This is a genomic window from Pseudomonas sp. GW822-FHT06D10 (assembly GCF_058799535.1).
In genome coordinates this window covers 685668-703809 of sequence record NZ_JBXALN010000001.1, presented here as the reverse complement: position 1 = coordinate 703809, position 18142 = coordinate 685668, and the positions used below count along the sequence as shown (strand labels likewise).

At 63.2% G+C, this 18142-nt stretch carries 13 protein-coding genes; 9 read left to right on the top strand and 4 right to left on the bottom strand.

The window, feature by feature from the left end; translation table 11 throughout:
- Positions 1 to 40 precede the first annotated feature (40 nt).
- A complete protein-coding gene (locus AC1RL5_RS03125; protein ID WP_011061512.1) occupies positions 41 to 310 on the top strand; it encodes a DUF1652 domain-containing protein in 270 nt (89 codons plus the stop codon).
- A gap of 45 nt (positions 311 to 355) precedes the next feature.
- On the opposite strand, the gene AC1RL5_RS03120 is transcribed toward AC1RL5_RS03125, so the two are convergent.
- Entirely contained in the window at positions 356 to 2821 is a 2466-nt protein-coding gene (locus AC1RL5_RS03120; RefSeq protein ID WP_492588947.1) for a UvrD-helicase domain-containing protein, read from the bottom strand.
- A 275-nt stretch (positions 2822 to 3096) separates the two neighbouring features.
- On the opposite strand from AC1RL5_RS03120, the gene AC1RL5_RS03115 reads away from it, so the two are divergent.
- Positions 3097 to 3792, top strand: coding sequence for a pirin family protein (locus tag AC1RL5_RS03115; protein ID WP_011061514.1), 696 nt, complete (start codon positions 3097 to 3099; stop codon positions 3790 to 3792).
- Between the two features lie 59 nt (positions 3793 to 3851).
- Here AC1RL5_RS03115 and pgm read toward each other — a convergent pair whose 3' ends face one another.
- Both pgm and AC1RL5_RS03105 read right to left on the bottom strand, forming a co-directional pair.
- A complete protein-coding gene (gene pgm / locus AC1RL5_RS03110; RefSeq protein WP_072450222.1) occupies positions 3852 to 5498 on the bottom strand; it encodes a phosphoglucomutase (alpha-D-glucose-1,6-bisphosphate-dependent) in 1647 nt (548 codons plus the stop codon).
- A 211-nt stretch (positions 5499 to 5709) separates the two neighbouring features.
- Positions 5710 to 6732 carry a zinc-dependent alcohol dehydrogenase family protein gene (locus AC1RL5_RS03105; RefSeq protein WP_011061516.1) on the bottom strand — a complete coding sequence of 341 codons (1023 nt, stop codon included), beginning with the start codon at positions 6730 to 6732 and terminating at the stop codon, positions 5710 to 5712.
- 269 nt (positions 6733 to 7001) lie between these two features.
- Between AC1RL5_RS03105 and AC1RL5_RS03100 the strand changes: the two genes are divergently transcribed.
- Complete coding sequence (locus AC1RL5_RS03100) at positions 7002 to 7916, top strand: LysR family transcriptional regulator (RefSeq protein ID WP_011061517.1); 915 nt, start codon at positions 7002 to 7004, stop codon at positions 7914 to 7916.
- A 166-nt stretch (positions 7917 to 8082) separates the two neighbouring features.
- Here the strand turns inward: AC1RL5_RS03100 and AC1RL5_RS03095 are convergent, their stop codons facing one another.
- Complete coding sequence (locus tag AC1RL5_RS03095; RefSeq protein WP_072450221.1) at positions 8083 to 9153, bottom strand: SDR family oxidoreductase; 1071 nt, start codon at positions 9151 to 9153, stop codon at positions 8083 to 8085.
- 74 nt (positions 9154 to 9227) lie between these two features.
- Here AC1RL5_RS03095 and AC1RL5_RS03090 point away from each other — a divergent pair, with 74 nt between their 5' ends.
- The 6 genes from AC1RL5_RS03090 (at position 9228) to AC1RL5_RS03065 (ending at position 18100) form a co-directional block, all read left to right on the top strand.
- Positions 9228 to 9617 (top strand): MerR family transcriptional regulator, encoded by a 390-nt coding sequence (locus AC1RL5_RS03090; protein WP_492588948.1) that lies wholly within the window; start codon positions 9228 to 9230, stop codon positions 9615 to 9617.
- A gap of 282 nt (positions 9618 to 9899) precedes the next feature.
- Positions 9900 to 11147, top strand: coding sequence for a multidrug efflux RND transporter periplasmic adaptor subunit MexE (gene mexE, locus AC1RL5_RS03085; RefSeq protein ID WP_011061523.1), 1248 nt, complete (start codon positions 9900 to 9902; stop codon positions 11145 to 11147).
- A gap of 15 nt (positions 11148 to 11162) precedes the next feature.
- Complete coding sequence (locus tag AC1RL5_RS03080; RefSeq protein WP_011061524.1) at positions 11163 to 14342, top strand: efflux RND transporter permease subunit; 3180 nt, start codon at positions 11163 to 11165, stop codon at positions 14340 to 14342.
- Positions 14339 to 15760 (top strand): efflux transporter outer membrane subunit, encoded by a 1422-nt coding sequence (locus tag AC1RL5_RS03075; protein WP_019095825.1) that lies wholly within the window; start codon positions 14339 to 14341, stop codon positions 15758 to 15760. Before AC1RL5_RS03080 ends, AC1RL5_RS03075 begins: the two co-directional genes overlap by 4 nt.
- A 310-nt stretch (positions 15761 to 16070) precedes the next feature.
- On the top strand, positions 16071 to 16970 hold the full coding sequence (locus AC1RL5_RS03070; protein ID WP_123577883.1) for a bestrophin family protein: 900 nt from the start codon (positions 16071 to 16073) through the stop codon (positions 16968 to 16970).
- Positions 16971 to 17044: 74 nt separating this feature from the next.
- A complete protein-coding gene (locus tag AC1RL5_RS03065; protein ID WP_011061527.1) occupies positions 17045 to 18100 on the top strand; it encodes a tetratricopeptide repeat protein in 1056 nt (351 codons plus the stop codon).
- Positions 18101 to 18142 lie beyond the last annotated feature (42 nt).

Here is an 18142-nt window from a genome sequence, read left to right as displayed (position 1 = left end):
GAGCACAAGGAAGCGCTCAATGAATCAAGGTGGGCCACCGATGAACAGAGTCTGGGCCAGTAAAGTCACCTTTCCCAACGCCTGCCAGCTGATGCGCTGGCATTTTCATCCCATGGGTTTCGAAGCCAGCATGGACGCGCCCGGCAGCATGATCGCCCGGCTCTTCGATCGCGCCAGCGGCGAAACCATGATCGCCATCGCCGGCATTCCCTGTGCCACGGTGATGAGCGCTGCGGATGTCGAACGAATAATCGAGGCGGTGGAAGATGAGCTGGAGGCCTTTTCCCCGTCCCTGGCACTCAAGGCCTGAAGCCCCGCTGCCTCACCCGAAGCCCGCCTCGCCAGCGGGCTTTTTTCATGTCGCCTGGCGCAAGTCCTGGAAGTACGGCTTGTCCCGCGGTACCCGGTCCGAAGCCTTGGGCGCATTGCCCGAGGGGCCTTCCTGGCGGTCCACATACCAGTAGCAATGCTTGGCGGCCCGGGTGATGCCCACATAGGCCAGCCGCAGGATCTCGTCTTTCTGTGCGCTGTCGTAGGGCTCGGCATCGCCGTCCTTGCCCAAACCGGCCATGCGATAGACCTGGTTCTTGTACGGCGAACTGCTCAGGTGCTGGCAGTCGCCCAGCAGGAATACCGCATCCGCCTGCAGTCCCTTGGCGCTGTGATAGGTCAGCTGTTTCAGGCGTCGCGACCCTGGAGGCAGACTAGAATCAACATTAACTATTTGTGAAATAACATTTTCAATCAATAACTTATCGCTACTTTTTCTAAATAACATCAAGATTGAATCACCCTGCTCATAGTGCTCAGCCAGACACTGGGCCAGGCCCTGGTCATCGCGATCGAGCACCTGCACCGGCCACAGCTCTGTAGCTTCGCCGCTGGCCTTGGCCTTCTTTCCGGCAATGGCCGGCGCCGCGCGGACAATATGCTCCGCGGCATCGATCACATGCTGATGGCTGCGGTAGTTCTCGCTGAGCATGACCCGGGTGGTGCCTGGGGACGGGAACTCCTTGTTGAACTCGATGAAGTACTTGGGCGAGCTGCCCCGCCAGCCGTAGATCGACTGCCAGTCGTCACCGACACAGAGCAGCGAGGAATGCTGGGCGGCGCGCCCGATGTGCAAGGCGGCGCCTCGGCTGCGGATCGCCGCAAGGCTGGCCCTGATCCAGGAAACGATCTGCGGCGAAACATCCTGGAACTCGTCGATCATCAGGTGTGACATCGGGCGCAGGCAGGCATCGCTGAGCAGCTTGAAGTTCTCCGGCGAGCGCTCGCTGAACAGGGCGAACATGCGGTTGTAGCTCATGATGGGCGGCGACTGATCCAGCAGATGGTCCTCCAGCGCTCGCCAGAACAGGCTCAGGGCCTCGAAGAAGAACCGGTCCGGATCGTCCTGGGCAAAACTCATGCCCGCGACGGCATCACCCACTTCCAAGCCCAGGTTCTCGATAAAGCCTGCGGCGGCGACAAAGCAATCGAGCAGCGGCGCCGACGCCAGCTCGCCCTTGACCTTGTAATCGAAACCCGGACCGCCATTGACCTGGGCCGAAAAGGCGCCGGCAGAACGCTTTGAAGCCTCGTAACTATCAAGCCAAATCAATGGCTTACGACAAAAAGCTTGAAACAGGGTGCGCTTTACAGCCCATTCCGCCCGCACCGTCAGCTTGGCCCCGGGCCGGGTCAGCTGCGGGCTCTCGCGCGGGTCGAAACCCAGCACCACCCAGGCGTCCAGCTCCGCACAATAGCCATGGCTGTGAAAGGTCGCACCGTTGATTTCGAACCGCTGGCGCTGCGGCTCGATGCCCTTGATCGGCCAGGCGCCCGCGCGAAACCACAGGTCTTCCACGGTGTCGCAGAGCTCTTCATCGCGCTTGGCCGCCAGTTCGGTCACCGCCATGCGCTTTTGCACGTCCGGGTGATCGCGCTCCAGTTCCTTGAGCTGCAGGGCGTGGCGCACCAACGGCTGCAACGCCAGGCGAAAGCGCGGGTCATCGCGGTACAGTGCCTGGTAGCAGGCATTCAGGTGCCGACGCTGGGCGTCATTGATGCGCAGATCGAATGGGTTGCTGTCCACCTCGTCTTCGCCGCCCTGGAGCCGATCGCTGAGGTTCTCGAAGGCCTGCAGGCGCTCGAAGCCCGGCAGGCTGCGGACCATGGGCAGAATCCGCGAGTGGAAGGTCCGCACCAGCTCCCGGGCTTCCCTGGCGCCCAGTTGCCGCCCCCACAGGGCAAAGACTTGCGTGAGCTTGGTGATGAAGTCCTTGCGCGACTCCCGGGTGAAGGTCACCACGGTCATGGCGTCCAGTTCGAAGCCCAGATAGTGATGCAACAGCAGCAGACGCAGCACCAGCGAGGTTGACTTGCCGGCGCCGGCCCCGGCGATCACCGCGGTGGCGGGTGTGTCGCTGAAAATCATCTTCCACTGCGCGGCGCTGGGTTGCGCCGCGGCGGGCAGCAGGCGGGCGACATCGGCCTTGAAGCGCTTTTTCAGCTCGGGGTTCAACGGCAGGCGCCAGTCATCGAACAGCCGGTCATCCACCCCGGGCGGGCGGTGCTCGGTGTTGCGGCTGTCGCGGATCAACAGCACCTGGCGGCCTTCCTCCAGCCCCTCGAGCCGGCCTTCCTGGTAGCCGTACTCCACGCCGGCAGTGTGGCCACTGCGAAAGCCATCGGCCTGACCATGCAGCCAGGAAGCCCGATGCTGGGCCCGCAGGCGGTTCAGGCCATGGCCGAAGAAGCGCGCCGCGAGGCGTTTCAACAAGGGCATCTGGGCCAGGGGCAAAAGCTCGGGGGGCAGATCGGGGGTGTGTTGCGACACGCGGACTCCAGGGTGTGAGGCTGAGCGGTAATCTTCGGCGGATTGTTCCACGGTATCCAGCCAATTGCTTGCAGGTCATTAACTTAAGCGATGAACCGAAGGTTTAACACCAACTTTGCGACAAAATAATCATCTAATTTTACGATTGGATTACGGCATTTTTTGCGCTTTTTATCGATCTATAGCTGATGGAAGATGCTCGCCATCAACCAACGGTTATCGTTTTCTGGCCCGGGTACAACGTGCCATGACGAGCCCTTAATGAGGAGAAGATCATGCTTGAACTCAGACCTTTCAGCTCCCTGGGCGGCGCGCACCATGGCTGGCTGGATGCCCACCACCATTTTTCCTTCGCCGAGTACCATGACCCCAAGCGCATGCACTGGGGCAACCTGCGGGTCTGGAACGATGATGTGATCGCCCCTGGCACCGGCTTCCCCCAGCACCCGCACCGGGACATGGAAATCATCACCTACGTTCGCGAAGGGGCCATCAGTCACCAGGACAACCTGGGCAACAAGGGCCGCACCGAAGCCGGTGATGTGCAGGTGATGAGCGCCGGCACCGGGATCGCCCACAGCGAGTACAACCTGGAAGCCACGCCAACCAAGATCTTCCAGATCTGGATCATCCCCAACCAGGCAGGCTCTGCGCCTTCCTGGGGTGCCAAGCCTTTTCCCAAGGGCCAGCGTGAAGGTTTCGTGACCCTGGCCAGTGGCAAGGCTGGCGATGAGGAAAGCCTGCGGATTCGCGCCGATGCGCGGCTGGTGGCGGCCAACCTGAAGGCCGGGGAAACGGCCGAGTATCACCTGGACGACGGGCGCCGGGCTTACCTGGTTCCGGCGACCGGCGCGATTGAAGTCAACGGCTTGCGCGCCGAAGCTCGAGACGGCGTCGCGGTTGAGAATGAGCCGGTGCTGCGGGTGACGGCGTTGCAGGACAGCGAGATCGTGCTGGTGGATCTGGCGTGAAATACAGCGGCCAATAAAAAGGGGCGACCGTGATGGTCGCCCCTTTTTTTGCCTGACGCTCAGTTGCCGCTGATGGCGGTGTCCACCAGGGTCTGGGCTTCCTGCACCAGCTGCTTGAGGTGGTCGCCGCCGATGAAGCTTTCAGCGTAGATCTTGTAGATGTCTTCAGTACCCGACGGGCGTGCGGCGAACCAGCCGTTCTCCGTCATGACTTTCAGGCCGCCAATGGCCTGGTCGTTGCCCGGTGCATGGCTGAGGATCTGCTGGATCGGCTCGCCGGCCAGCTGGGTCGAAGTCACCTGCTGTGGCGACAGCTTGCTGAGCAGGGCCTTCTGCTGCGGGTTGGCCTTGGCATCGACGCGGACCGAGAACGGCTCACCCAGCTCGTCGCACAGGGCGCGGTAGGCCTGGCTCGGATCGCGACCGGTACGCGCGGTCATTTCCGCCGCCAGCAAGGACGGGATCAGGCCGTCCTTGTCGGTGCTCCAGACGCCACCATCGCGGCGCAGGAAAGAGGCGCCGGCACTTTCTTCGCCGCCAAAGCCCAGTGAGCCGTCGAACAGGCCATCGGCAAACCACTTGAAGCCCACCGGCACTTCATACAGACGGCGGCCCAGGCGTGCAGCGACCCGGTCGATCAGGCCGCTGCTGACCACGGTCTTGCCCACCGCGGCATCAGCGCGCCATTGCGGGCGATTCTGGAACAGGTAATCGATGGACACCGCCAGGTAGTTGTTCGGCGCCAGAAGGCCGCCGCTCGGGGTGACGATGCCGTGGCGATCGTGATCGGGGTCGCAGGCGAAGGCCACGTCGAAGCGTTCCTTGAGGCCGATCAGGCCCTGCATGGCGTAGCTGGAGGACGGGTCCATGCGGATCTGCCCGTCCCAATCCACCGACATGAAGCGGAAAGTGGCGTCCACTTGCTTGTTCACCACCTCCAGGTCCAGGCGGTAGTGCTCGGCGATCGCCGACCAGTAGCGCACCCCTGCTCCGCCCAGCGGATCCACGCCCAGGCGCAGCTTGGCGTTGCGGATGGCGTCCAGGTCGATGACGTTGATCAGGTCAGCGACGTAGGTGTTGAGGTAATCGTGGCGATGGGTGGTGTCGGCCTTCAGCGCCTGTTCGTAACTGATGCGCTTGACCCCGGCCAGCTTGGCTGCCAGCAGTTCATTGGCCTTGGCTTCGATCCACTTGGTGATGTGGGTGTCGGCCGGGCCGCCGTTGGTGGGGTTGTACTTGTAGCCGCCGCTTTGTGGCGGGTTATGGGACGGGGTGATGACGATGCCGTCCGCCAGGCCCGATGTACGCCCACGGTTGTAGCAGAGGATGGCGTGGGACACCGCTGGGGTCGGGGTGTACTCGTCGCCGGCAGCAATCATCACGGTCACGCCATTGGCCGCCAGCACTTCCAGGGCGCTGGCCCCGGCCGGGGTCGACAGGGCATGGGTGTCGATGCCAACAAACAACGGGCCGTCGATGCCCTGGGATTCGCGGTACAGGCAAATGGCCTGGCTGATGGCCAGCACATGCCATTCGTTGAAACTCAGATCGAACGAGCTGCCACGGTGCCCGGAGGTGCCAAAGGCCACACGCTGGGTAGACACCGATGCGTCAGGCTGACCGGTGTAATAAGCCGTAACCAGTCGCGGGATGTCGACCAACAATTCAGCCGGTGCCGGTTTGCCCGCAAAAGGACTGAGAGTCATGCAAAACCTCTGGAAAAGGATGGTTCGGAAATGGGCCGCAGTTTACTGGCAGTTTGACCGCTGCGCGATGGAATCTATCCCGGCGCCCCAGCGCTTTTATGCAGCAGCCGCTTGCCGGTAAAAAGGATTCCCAGGGAGAAAACTAAAAAGCCGGCGCAAGGGCCGGCAAATCGAGGCAATAAAAAACGCCAGGCTTTGCCTGGCGTTGGGATCAGACCGGTTCGACCTGAAGCGCGACCCGTTCGCGGCATGGGCATTCATCCATGTAGCGGTGCGCCTCGACAAACTCGTTGAACGCGAATACCCGGGTCTTCAGGGGGAGCAGCACCCGGTCCGCGGTGAGCTGGTTGATGTCGCGCAACGCACGCTGCAGCGCGACCTGATCCTGGACAATTCCCAACTCCGGCTTGCCAGTGAAGTTGCCGATGCAATGGACGAAGAACTGGATGTTCTTCTGGAACGCCGCGCAGGCCGGGAACGGCGTCTGGTTGCCGCCTTGCAGGCCATAGAGCACCAGGCTGCCACGGGGCGCCAGGACATCGCCGAGCATGGACATCTGCGGGCCGCCCAAGCCGTCGAACACCACGTCGACGCCGCGGTTGTCGGTGAGCTTGTTGATCTGCATCAGCAGGTCCTGTTCCTCGGTGACAATCACCTTCTCGGCACCCAGGGACAGCAGGTATTCACGCTCTTCAGCGGTCTTGGTGGCGGCAATCACCCGCACACCCAAGGCCTTGCCCAACTGGACAAAGGACGGCCCGGCGCAATGGCTGGCGTCGGTGACCAGGGCAAACTGCCCCGGCTTGACCCGCGCCAGGTCGGCGTAGGCGAAATAGGCGATCAGCAGCGGCGTGTAATGAACAGCAGCCTCGATCGGGCTGAGAACATCGGGATAACGGGTCAGGGCCGAACGCGGCAGGACGATCAGCTCGCCATACACAGGGTAATCGTTGGGGCTTTCGGCGGGAAAACTCGCCACCTTGTCACCTACCGCCAGGTCGTCGACGCCCTCGCCCACGGCCGTGACCACACCGGCCATTTCGTGCCCGAGGCCCGAGGGCAGGCGCGCATGGGACGACGCCAGGTTCTGCCGCCAGAGCACGTCATACCAGCTGATACCGATGGCTTCGACTCGTACCTGCACTTCGCCTGGCGCAGGCAACGAGGCCGCATGCTCTTCGCATTTGAGCACCTCGGCCGGTCCAAACTTGTGAAAACGAATCGTGCGGGACATCGCAAACCTCGTCAAATTAACCTCTAATGCCGCGAACTTTATCCGGGCTTTGCAAGCAAGACTATCAGTGCCTATTAATAGTCGACATGCCTGGCATTGATTTCGTGCCCTTGAAAATCGGGGCGTACAGCGTGCTCGAACCTTGCCCGGCTACAAACAAACAACATTTAGCCGATGCAGAGTACCAGCCTTTCCCCGTAAGATTCACGCCGGCCATTGTTCCGATATGGTCGCTCCCGTCAAGCTCGCTGACTCTGCCAGGACTCCAGATGAATCGTAATGACCTGCGTCGTGTCGACCTGAATCTGTTGATCGTATTCGAAACACTGATGCACGAACGCAGTGTGACCCGCGCCGCCGAGAAGCTGTTCCTCGGCCAGCCGGCCATCAGTGCAGCCCTGTCGCGCCTGCGCAACCTGTTCGACGATCCGCTGTTCGTGCGTACCGGGCGCAGCATGGAGCCCTCGGCCCGGGCAGTGGAAATCTTCGCCCTGCTCTCGCCGGCCCTGGATTCGATCTCCACCGCCGTCAGCCGCGCCGCCGAATTCGACCCGGCCACCAGCACCGCCGTGTTCCGTATCGGTCTTTCCGACGACGTGGAATTCGCCCTGCTGCCGATGCTGCTCAAACGCCTGCGCGCCGAAGCCCCGGGCATCGTGCTGGTGGTGCGCCGCGCCAACTACCTGCTGATGCCCGCGCTTCTGGCCTCCGGCGAAATCTCCATCGGCGTCAGCTACACCGCCGACCTGCCGGCCAACGCCAAGCGCAAGGTCCTGCGCCGCAGCCTGCCCAAACTGCTGCGGGCCGACACCGTGCCCGGCCCCCTGACCCTGGACGACTTCTGCGCCCGCCCCCACGCCCTGGTGTCGTTCGCCGGGGACCTGAGCGGGTTCATCGATGAGGAGCTGGAGAAGCTCGGACGCAAGCGCCACGTCGTGCTCGCCGTACCGCAATTCAACGGCCTGAGCACCCTGCTGGCCGGCACCGACATCCTTGCCACCGTGCCCGACTACACCGCCGACGCCCTCACCGCCGCCGGCGGCGTACGCGCCGAAGACCCGCCGCTGCCAGTACGCAGCTTCGAACTGCACATGGCCTGGCGCGGTTCACAGGACAACGACCCGGGCGAGCGCTGGTTGCGTTCAAGAATTCAGATGTTCTTTGGCGATCCAGACAGTCTTTGATCAAGTGCCACTGGCATCCATAGATTCTTCTGAAAAGAGTCCTTTAGCGACTAATTCGGTCTGAGGCTTTCCCTCAGGTTCCGCTGGCTTGCGAAGTATTCGGGGGCATAAGTGGGGGCAAACCCTGGCTGCTTGAAAGGGATGCCCCCAAGGAAGAAGTCAGCGGCTAGCCCTTGGCTATGAAACATGAGTTGACGAACGTTGCCGTGTGCCGCAAGGCCTGACGGATATCCGGCTTGGCCAGCCCATGCCTGTTGGCAAATTGCTCGACGGCCGCGGTATCAAATCGAGTGGTCTGGATAAAGTCCAAGGCTTCGGGTTTTGTATTCATGAACCGCGCCACGAGAGGAATGCTCAGCAGCCACTTCAGCAATCGGAGCGAGATGTGATGCCTGGGAGGCTTTAAGCCCAAAGGTTGCGCCACCTGGACCAGGAGTTCTCGCAAATTGGGAGTTTGCGCATCCAGCGCCAGCAGTTCCTCACCCGCCATGGCGGGATCAAAAGCACAAGCCGCCACCAGCTCAACCAGGTAATCCACGGTAACCAGTGGCAGCCAGTGCTGGGCGGTACCGGGCACTGCCGTCAGTTTTCCCAGCACAAGGTTGCGGATCAGCTCCACCAGTGGCTGGCCGTCAAGGATATGCCCCGTGCGGCTGTGGCCACAAACCGTCGCGGGGTGGACAACGGTGATCTCCCCGCCCTTGGCGGACATGAGCTCCAAGGTCGCAAAATGCGCCTCCAGCTTGCTCGCCTCGTAACCACCGACATGGCGGTAGACGGCAGGCCAGTTCGTCCGCCGCGGATAACGAGGATCGATGCCGATGCGTTGCAGATGCTCATGGTTTTTCAGCATGTAGCCGCCGATCATCACTAACCGGCTGTTTTGCTCAGCCGCCAACAGCGCCACCCGTTTTGCCCCTTCGACATTCACCGCACGAGACTGCTCCAATGACAGCCCCCAGGCGAAGTGTGCGCCCAGGTGGAATACGACTCTGGCGTGCCTTAGCACTTCCCGGTCAGCAGGACTCAGCCCTAGGTTATCCCGCTCCAGATCGCCGGCCACGGCAAATACCCGGCTTGCGTCTCCTCCCAAATTGACGACTTGCTCCCGCAATTCAGCCAGTCGCTCTGGGCGACGCATCAACACCCCGACGGTGTGGCCTTTTGCGCTCAGGCATGCCAGCAAATGCTGACCGATGAAGCCGGTCCCCCCGGTGACAAAGCACTCCACGCTCATTTCCCTGTTCCTTGTTCAAGGTAAGGAACCAAACGTAAACTATCGACCCAACTCTATGGTCAAGCGGTGTTTTCATGAAAATTGGCGAAATCGAGGCCCGTAGCGGCGCCAGCCGCCATACGCTGCGTTACTACGAGCAAATCGGCCTGATCTCACCGCAGCGGCGAACTAACAACTACCGCGTTTACACGGCACAAACGCTGCAGGACCTGGACTTTATCCAGCGCGCGCAAAGCATGGGCTTTTCCCTGGGGGAGATAGGCGAGATTCTGGAGGCGCAGCGCAACCAGATGATCGATTGTGCGGACGGCGCCAAGCTCATTGAAAGGAAGATGGCAGAGATCGAACAGAAAATCGCCAACCTCCAAAGCATTTATCGGTACCTGGATCAAGAGCGTACAAACCTCGAAGCCAGTGCCGCCAGGCAACTTGAGCTTCAGCAACTCAACAGCTCTTCCATCTGATTGGAAATGCGCTACGAACTGAGCTGGCAGACCATGGACCTCGACGCACGGGGCTACGATGGCCAGCCAGCCGGCTCCTGTGACAACAGCCAATGTTGCGTCAGCCGCAATAACTAATTGCACGCCAGGGAATTGATAGCAGCCTAACGAAAGGTGCATGCTAGAGGGCTTGCTTGGCGCTTATATCATTCCGAATGATAGTTACCTTCGCTTCATTCGATTCGTGAGATACAACCCTGCCGAGCATCATCCGCCCATCTCAAATACAGTGGCGGATGCACCATGGACCAGTCAGTCAAACTCCTACGTTTTCCACTCGCCGTTCTCGCCGTACTGGTGATGAGCGCGTGCGGCAAAGCCCCTGAGACCGCCTCCGCCCCGCCCGCTGCCAAAGTCAGCGTGGCCAAGGTGCTGGAACAGCCGGTCAACGAATGGGATGAATTCACCGGGCGCCTGGAAGCCCCGGAAACCGTGGAGATCCGACCTCGGGTCTCGGGCCAGATCGATCAGGTGGCCTTCACCGAAGGCGCCCTGGTGAAGAAAGGCGACCTGCTGTTCCAGATCGACCCACGGCCTTTCCAGGCTGAAGTACGCCGCCTCGAAGCCCAGCTGCAACAGGCTCGGGCCACCGCGACCCGCAGTGCCAACGAAGCCCAGCGCGGCCAGCGCCTGCTGACCAGCAACGCGATTTCCGCCGAGCTGGCCGACACCCGCACCAGCGCCGCCCAGGAAGCCCGGGCCGGGGTCGATGCGATCCAGGCCCAGTTGGACGTGGCCAAGCTCAACCTGAGTTTCACCCGGGTGGTGGCGCCCATCAGTGGCCGGGTCAGCCGCGCGCAGATCACCGCCGGCAACCTGGTGACCGCCGATGTCACCCCGCTCACCAGCCTGGTCTCCACCGACAAGGTCTACGCCTACTTCGACGCCGACGAGCGCGTGTACCTCAAGTACACCCAACTCGCCCGCCAGGGCCAGCGCGGCCAGACCACCCCGGTGTACCTGGGCCTGTCCAATGAAGAAGGCCACCCGCACCTGGGGCAGATGAACTTCGTCGACAACCAGGTCAACCCCAAGACCGGCACCATCCGTGGCCGCGCGGTGTTCGACAACAGCGACGGCAGCTACACCCCGGGCCTCTATGCGCGCCTGAAACTGGTGGGCAGTGGCACCTACTCGGCGATGCTGATCAACGACGAAGCCGTGGGCACCGACCTGGGCAAGAAGTTCGTGCTGGTGATGGACGCCGACAACAAACCGGCCTACCGCGCCGTGGAACTGGGGCCGAAGATCGAAGGCCTGCGCATCGTGCGCAACGGCCTGAGCAAGGACGACACTATCATCGTCAAGGGCTTGCAGCGGGCACGTCCCGGCGCACCGGTCACGCCTGAAGTGATCCCCATGGCCAGCAAGGAAACCCTCGCCGCCCTGGCCCAACAACGCCAAGCACTGGAAGCCAGCAACCTGCCGCAGGTCACCCCTGCCAAGGCGGCTCCGGCTGTGAAACTCGCCGCTGCGACACCGCGCGGTTAAGGGACGACTCTCAAGATGAATTTTTCCCAGTTCTTCATTTCAAGGCCGATCTTCGCCGCGGTGCTGTCGCTGCTGATCCTGATCGCCGGCGCCATCTCGCTGTTCCAGTTGCCCATCAGCGAATACCCGGAAGTGGTGCCGCCCACCGTGGTGGTGCGCGCCAACTTCCCGGGGGCCAACCCGAAAGTCATCGGTGAAACCGTGGCCGCGCCCCTGGAACAGGCGATCACCGGGGTCGAGAACATGCTCTACATGTCCTCGCAATCCACCGCTGACGGCAAGATCACCCTGACCATCACCTTCGCCCTGGGCACCGACCTGGACAACGCCCAGGTGCAGGTACAGAACCGCGTGACCCGTACCCAGCCCAAGCTGCCCGAAGAAGTGACGCGCATCGGCATCACCGTGGACAAGGCCTCTCCGGACCTGACCATGGTGGTCCACCTGACCTCGCCGGACAAACGCTACGACATGCTCTACCTGTCCAACTACGCCCTGCTCAACATCAAGGATGAGCTGGCGCGCCTGGGCGGCGTGGGGGACGTGCAGCTGTTCGGCATGGGCGACTACTCGCTGCGGGTCTGGCTGGATCCGAACAAGACCGCTTCGCGCAACCTGACCGCCACCGACGTGGTCACCGCCATCCGTGAACAGAACCGCCAGGTCGCCGCCGGTGCCCTGGGCGCGCCGCCTGCGCCCACCGCCACCAGCTTCCAGCTATCGGTCAACACCCAGGGCCGCCTGGTGACCGAGGAAGAGTTCGAGAACATCATCATCCGCTCCGGTGAGGACGGTGAAATCACCCGCCTGAAGGACATCGCCCGCATCGAGCTGGGGTCGAGCCAGTACGCTTTGCGTTCCCTGCTCAACAACCAGCCGGCGGTGGCGATCCCGATCTTCCAGCGCCCGGGCTCCAACGCCATCGAGATCTCCAATGAAGTGCGGGCCAAGATGGCCGAACTCAAGCAGAGCTTCCCGCAGGGCATGGACTTCAGCATCGTCTACGACCCGACCATCTTCGTCCGCGGCTCCATCGAGGCCGTGGTGCACACCCTGTTCGAAGCCCTGATCCTGGTTGTGCTGGTGGTGATTCTGTTCCTGCAGACCTGGCGTGCCTCGATCATCCCGCTGGTGGCCGTACCGGTGTCGCTGATCGGTACCTTCGCGGTCATGCACCTGTTCGGCTTCTCGCTCAACGCCCTGTCGCTGTTCGGCCTGGTGCTGGCCATCGGCATCGTGGTGGACGACGCCATCGTGGTGGTGGAGAACGTCGAACGTAACATCGGCCTGGGCCTGAACCCGGTGGAGGCCACCAAGCGCGCCATGCGTGAAGTGACCGGCCCGATCATCGCCACCGCCCTGGTGCTGTGCGCGGTGTTCGTACCGGCAGCCTTCATCAGTGGCCTGACCGGGCAGTTCTACAAGCAGTTCGCCCTGACCATCGCCATCTCCACGGTGATCTCGGCCTTCAACTCCCTGACCCTGTCGCCGGCCCTGGCCGCGGTATTGCTCAAGGAACACCACGCGCCCAAGGACCGTTTCTCGAAGATCCTCGACAAGCTGCTGGGGGGCTGGCTGTTCAAACCCTTCAACCGCTTCTTCGATCGCGCCAGCCATGGTTACGTCGGCACCGTGCGCCGGGTCATCCGCGGCAGCGGCATCGCCCTGTTCCTCTATGCAGGCCTGATGGTGCTGACCTGGTTCGGCTTCGCCCACACCCCGACCGGTTTCGTCCCGGCCCAGGACAAGCAGTACCTGGTGGCCTTCGCCCAACTGCCGGACGCCGCCAGCCTGGACCGCACCGAAGACGTGATCAAGCGCATGTCCGACATCGCCCTGAAGCAGCCCGGCGTGGAAAGCGCGGTGGCCTTCCCCGGCCTTTCGATCAACGGTTTCACCAACAGCCCGAACAACGGCATCGTCTTCGTCACCTTGAAGCCTTTCGATGAGCGCAAGGACCCGAGCATGTCCGCCGGTGCCATCGCCGGCGCCCTGAACGGCAAGTACGCGGATATCCAGGACGCCTACATGGCGATCTTCCCACCGCCGCCGGTACAGGGGCTGGGAACCATCGGCGGCTTCCGCCTGCAGGTGGAGGACCGCAGCGGCCTGGGCTACGACGAGCTGTACAAGGAAGTGCAGAATGTCATCACCAAGAGCCGCAGCGTGCCGGAACTGGCCGGGCTGTTCACCAGCTACCAGGTCAACGTGCCCCAGGTGGATGCTGCCATCGACCGGGAAAAGGCCAAGACCCACGGCGTGGCGATCTCCGACATCTTCGACACCCTGCAGATCTACCTGGGTTCGCTGTATGCCAACGACTTCAACCGCTTTGGCCGCACCTACCAGGTCAATGTCCAGGCCGAGCAGCAGTTCCGTCTCGAGCCCGAGCAGATCGGCCAGCTGAAAGTGCGCAACAACAAGGGCGAGATGATCCCCCTGGCCACCTTCATCAAGGTCAGCGACACCGCAGGTCCCGACCGCGTGATGCACTACAACGGTTTCGTCACCGCGGAAATCAACGGCGCAGCGGCCCCGGGCTACAGCTCCGGGCAAGCGGAAGCGGCGATCGAGAAACTGCTCAAGGAAGAACTGCCCAACGGCATGACCTACGAATGGACCGAGCTGACCTACCAGCAGATCCTGGCCGGTAACACCGCGCTGTTCGTCTTCCCGCTCTGCGTGCTGCTGGCCTTCCTGGTGCTGGCCGCTCAGTACGAAAGCTGGAGCCTGCCACTGGCGGTGATCCTGATAGTGCCCATGACCCTGCTGTCGGCCATTACCGGGGTGATCGTCTCCGGGGGCGACAATAACATCTTCACCCAGATCGGCCTGATCGTTCTGGTGGGCCTGGCCTGCAAGAACGCGATCCTGATCGTCGAGTTCGCCAAGGACAAGCAAGAGGAAGGCCTCGACCCGCTGGCCGCGGTGCTGGAAGCCTGCCGCCTGCGTCTGCGGCCGATCCTGATGACCTCCTTCGCCTTCATCATGGGCGTGGTGCCCCTGGTGATCTCCAGCGGCGCCGGTGCGGAAATGCGTCATGCCATGGGTGTCGCGGTGTTCTCCGGGATGCTCGGGGTGACCTTCTTCGGCCTGCTGCTGACTCCGGTGTTCTATGTACTGATCCGCAACTACGTGGAGCGCAGCGAGGCGCGCAAAGCCGCCCGTGCTCTGCAACTGGAGGCGCAACAATGAGTTCCAAAGTCTTCCTGCCGAGCCTGCTGGTGCTGGCCCTGAGTGCCTGCGCCGTCGGTCCGGACTACCAGAGCCCAACCACCGAGGCGGCGCACATCAGCGCCGCCACCGATGGCGCTGCGGGCCAGAAGAACTTCGACCGCGCACGCTTCGAAGGCATCTGGTGGCAGCAGTTCGATGACCCGACTCTCAACCAGCTGGTGAGCAAATCGTTGCAGGGCAACCGTGAACTGCGGGTGGCCTTCGCCCGCCTGCGGGCCGCCCGGGCGATTCGCGATGACGCCAGCAATGACGCCATGCCCACCATAACCAGCCGCGCCAGCAGCGACCTGGCCAAGGGGCAGATCCCCGGCCAGACCACCAAGCGAGTGAACAGCGAGCGCTACGACCTGGGCCTGGACATGGCCTGGGAGCTGGACCTGTTCGGCCGCATCCAGCGCAACCTGGAAGCCACCGACGCCGACCAGCAGGCCGCCGAGGCCGACCTCTACCAACTGCAGGTGACCATGATCGCCGAGCTGGTGGACGCCTACGGCCAATTGCGCGGCGCACAGCTGCGGGAAAAGATCGCCCTGGCCAACCTGGACAACCAGCAGGAGTCGCGCAAGATCACCGAAAGCCTGCGCGACGCCGGGGTCGGCGACCAGCTCGATGTGGTCCGCGCCGACGCCCGCCTGGCTTCGGTGGAGGCCAGCGTGCCGCAGTTGCAGGCCGAGCAGACCCGCCAGCGCAACCGCATCGCCACCCTGCTGGGTGAACGCCCGGACAAGCTCAGCGTCGACCTGTCGCCGGCGCAGTTGCCGGCCATTGCCAAGGCCCTGCCGATTGGCGACCCGGGGGAGCTGCTGCAACGCCGGCCAGACATTCTCAGCGCCGAACGCAAGCTGGCAGCGGCCACCGCGCGCATCGGCGTGGCCAAGGCCGACCTGTTCCCACGGGTCAGCCTCAGCGGCTTCCTCGGTTTCACTGCCGGGCGCGGTTCGCAGATCGGCTCCTCGGCGGCCAATGCCTGGGCCCTGGGCCCGAGCATCACCTGGGCGGCCTTCGACCTGGGCAGTGTGCGAGCCCGCCTGCGCGGCGCCGACGCCAATGCCGACGGTGCCCTGGCCAGCTACGAGCAGCAGGTGCTGCTGGCCCTGGAGGAATCGGAAAACGCCTTCAGCGACTACGGCAAGCGCCAGCAACGGCTGATCTCCCTGATTCGCCAGAGCGAATCCAGCCGCGCCGCAGCGGACCTGGCCGAGATTCGCTACCGCGAAGGCACCGTGGACTTCCTGGTGCTGCTCGATGCCCAGCGTGAACGCCTGGCCGCCGAGGACTCCCAGGCCCAGGCCGAAGTCGACCTGTACCGCGGCATCGTCGCCATCTACAAGGCCCTGGGTGGTGGCTGGCAACCGGAGACGGTAGCCAGCAAGTAAGGATTTGCAACGAGCTCCTTTGGTTGGCCGCAACCAACCAATGTTTGGCCCCGTGGATCATTCGGTCGCGGGGCTTTTTTTTTGCCCGGCTCAAGGGCCTCTTCGCCGGCAAGCCGGCTCCTACAAGAGCCCGCGCAACGCATGGCCCCGGTAGGAGCTGGCTTGCCAGCGAAGGCGCCCGCCAGAACACCGCCCACCCCAAGCCCATTGATAGAGGCCGTCGATCACGCGGTTGGCCATTGCGATTGGACAGCCCCACAGCGCGCTCCTACTCTTCACTCGCCGCGTAATCGCCCTGGCCTCAGCCCCCATGATTGTCCGCCCCAAGCCGAACCTGATCGGCATCCTCTTCGCCCTCAAGGGCTCGATTGCCAAGCGCATTGCCCTGCGCTGCGTACTGGTCACACTGCTGGCCTCGGTGATCGTGCTGGTGGAAACCCTGCAACCGAGCTATTTCTCCAAGGTCAACGCCACACCCTTCACCTTGCTGGGGCTGTCGCTGTCGATCTTCATGAGCTTTCGCAACAACGCCTGCTACGACCGCTGGTGGGAAGGCCGCAAGCAGTTGGGGCAGTTGATCATCGAGGTGCGTTCGCTGATCCGTGAAAGCCTGATCATCGACGGCCACTCCGAGCGCGAGGGCATGCTGCGCGACCTGTGCGGCTTTGCCCACAGCCTGATCGCCCGCCTGCGCCATGAAGACGAGGCCGCCGCCCTGCGCCCCTGGGCCCAGGCCAGCCTCGACCCCGGCCACCCGAACCTCACCGACGCGCAGTTGCAACGCATCGGCCAGCGCTGCTCGCAGTGGGCCCAGCAGGGGCTAATCAGCGAATGGCGCTACACCCAGCTGGAAACCCGGCTGGTCAGCCTGAGCCTGGTGCAGGCCGCCTGCGAGCGGATCCAGAACACCCCGCTGCCCTTCCCCTACACCCTGCTGCTGCACCGCACCATCTACCTGTTCTGCATCCTCCTGCCGTTCGCCATGGCCGAGCCCCTGGGCTGGCTGACGCCGATCTTCACCGCCATTGTCAGCTACACCTTCCTGGGCCTGGACGAGATCGGCGACGACCTCGAAGACCCTTTCGGCTATGACGACAACGACCTGCCGTGCAGCGCTCTATTGCGCGGCCTGGAGCGCGAAGTCCTGGCGGCGCTGGGGCAAACCGAGCTGCCGCCGCTGCTGGAGCCGCAGGAGTACGTGCTGACCTGAACCCGGGTTTGACTCAAGCCGGTTCCTGACCGAAGCTTGCGCCTTCCAAAAGTTGCCAGCTTCCGGATTCCTGCATGTCCCAGCCCCGCCGCTACCTGCTGATCAGCCTGCTTACCGTCGTCGTCCTGGCCCTGGCCTGGAGCTTTCTGCGCAGCAGCCCGCCGCAGGTTCCCGAGGCCATCAAGCATGGCTACAGCGCGGCACTGGAAAAAGCCCGCAACGGCCAGCCTGGCGCGGCGCGCGTGCTCTACCAGCAGTTGGGCCGGCCCGACCTCGACGACCAGCAGCGCATTCGCCTGCTGGCAGTGCTGGCCAACTACCCCAGCCCCCAGGCACTGAAACTGGCGGACGCCGACCTCTATCACCCTTCCGCCGAGGTGCGCAAAGCAGCGATCAAGAGCGTGCTCGGCCTGGTGCCCAGCGGCCAGCGCAGCCTGCTGCTGGGGCCGTTGCTGGACGATCACGAACAGAGCGTGCGCTTCGCCGCGGTGGACGCCCTGCTGGGCCTGAGCCCCGACGACCAGGGCCTGTACTTCGGCCCGTTGCAGCAGGTGATCGACGAATACACCCAAGTGCTCAAGACCCGCGGCGACAACGTCGAGGCCCAGTACCAGCTGGCTCGCCTGTACCTGCACAATGCCGACCTGATCAAGGCCCAGCAGACCCTGGAACAGGCCCTGCGCCTGGCCCCGGACAACCTGCAGGCAGTGGTGCTGCAGATCGAAGTCCTGGACAAGCAGGGCCAAAGCGATGCCGCCCGCCAATTGCTGGCCAAGCAGTTGCAGGCACAGCAGGATTCGGCCTACCTGCAACATGCCCTGGGGCTCTGGCTGCTGCACCATGGCCAGGGTGAGTTCGCCCTGCTCGGCTTGTCCCGGGCGGTGGAACTGGAGCCTAACAACGCCGCCTACCGCTACGACCTGGCCACCACCCTGCACAGCGAACAAGAGCTGGAAGCGGCGCAGAAGCAACTGGAGGAAATCGTCCAGCGCCAGCCCTACAACCGCAAGGCGCGGGTGCTGCTGATCAGCTACTGGAAGGAAAGCGGCCAGTTGCAGAACGTCCAGGTCCTGCTGGCCCAGCTGGAACAGCAGAACCCCGACGACCCGGCCCTGCAGCAGGGCCTGTAGCCGCCCCGGGCCTTGCCTGGCAATCCCCAGCCTAACCTTTGG

What these genes read in the sequence shown, in the direction of transcription:
- AC1RL5_RS03125 (WP_011061512.1), top strand. Translation starts at nt 41, where the DNA reads ATGAACAGAGTCTGGGCCAGTAAAGTCACCTTTCCCAACGCCTGCCAG.
- AC1RL5_RS03115 (WP_011061514.1), top strand. Translation starts at nt 3,097, where the DNA reads ATGCTTGAACTCAGACCTTTCAGCTCCCTGGGCGGCGCGCACCATGGC.
- pgm (WP_072450222.1), bottom strand. Translation starts at nt 5,498, where the DNA reads ATGACTCTCAGTCCTTTTGCGGGCAAACCGGCACCGGCTGAATTGTTG.
- AC1RL5_RS03105 (WP_011061516.1), bottom strand. Translation starts at nt 6,732, where the DNA reads ATGTCCCGCACGATTCGTTTTCACAAGTTTGGACCGGCCGAGGTGCTC.
- AC1RL5_RS03100 (WP_011061517.1), top strand. Translation starts at nt 7,002, where the DNA reads ATGAATCGTAATGACCTGCGTCGTGTCGACCTGAATCTGTTGATCGTA.
- AC1RL5_RS03095 (WP_072450221.1), bottom strand. Translation starts at nt 9,153, where the DNA reads ATGAGCGTGGAGTGCTTTGTCACCGGGGGGACCGGCTTCATCGGTCAG.
- AC1RL5_RS03090 (WP_492588948.1), top strand. Translation starts at nt 9,228, where the DNA reads ATGAAAATTGGCGAAATCGAGGCCCGTAGCGGCGCCAGCCGCCATACG.
- mexE (WP_011061523.1), top strand. Translation starts at nt 9,900, where the DNA reads ATGGACCAGTCAGTCAAACTCCTACGTTTTCCACTCGCCGTTCTCGCC.
- AC1RL5_RS03080 (WP_011061524.1), top strand. Translation starts at nt 11,163, where the DNA reads ATGAATTTTTCCCAGTTCTTCATTTCAAGGCCGATCTTCGCCGCGGTG.
- AC1RL5_RS03075 (WP_019095825.1), top strand. Translation starts at nt 14,339, where the DNA reads ATGAGTTCCAAAGTCTTCCTGCCGAGCCTGCTGGTGCTGGCCCTGAGT.
- AC1RL5_RS03070 (WP_123577883.1), top strand. Translation starts at nt 16,071, where the DNA reads ATGATTGTCCGCCCCAAGCCGAACCTGATCGGCATCCTCTTCGCCCTC.
- AC1RL5_RS03065 (WP_011061527.1), top strand. Translation starts at nt 17,045, where the DNA reads ATGTCCCAGCCCCGCCGCTACCTGCTGATCAGCCTGCTTACCGTCGTC.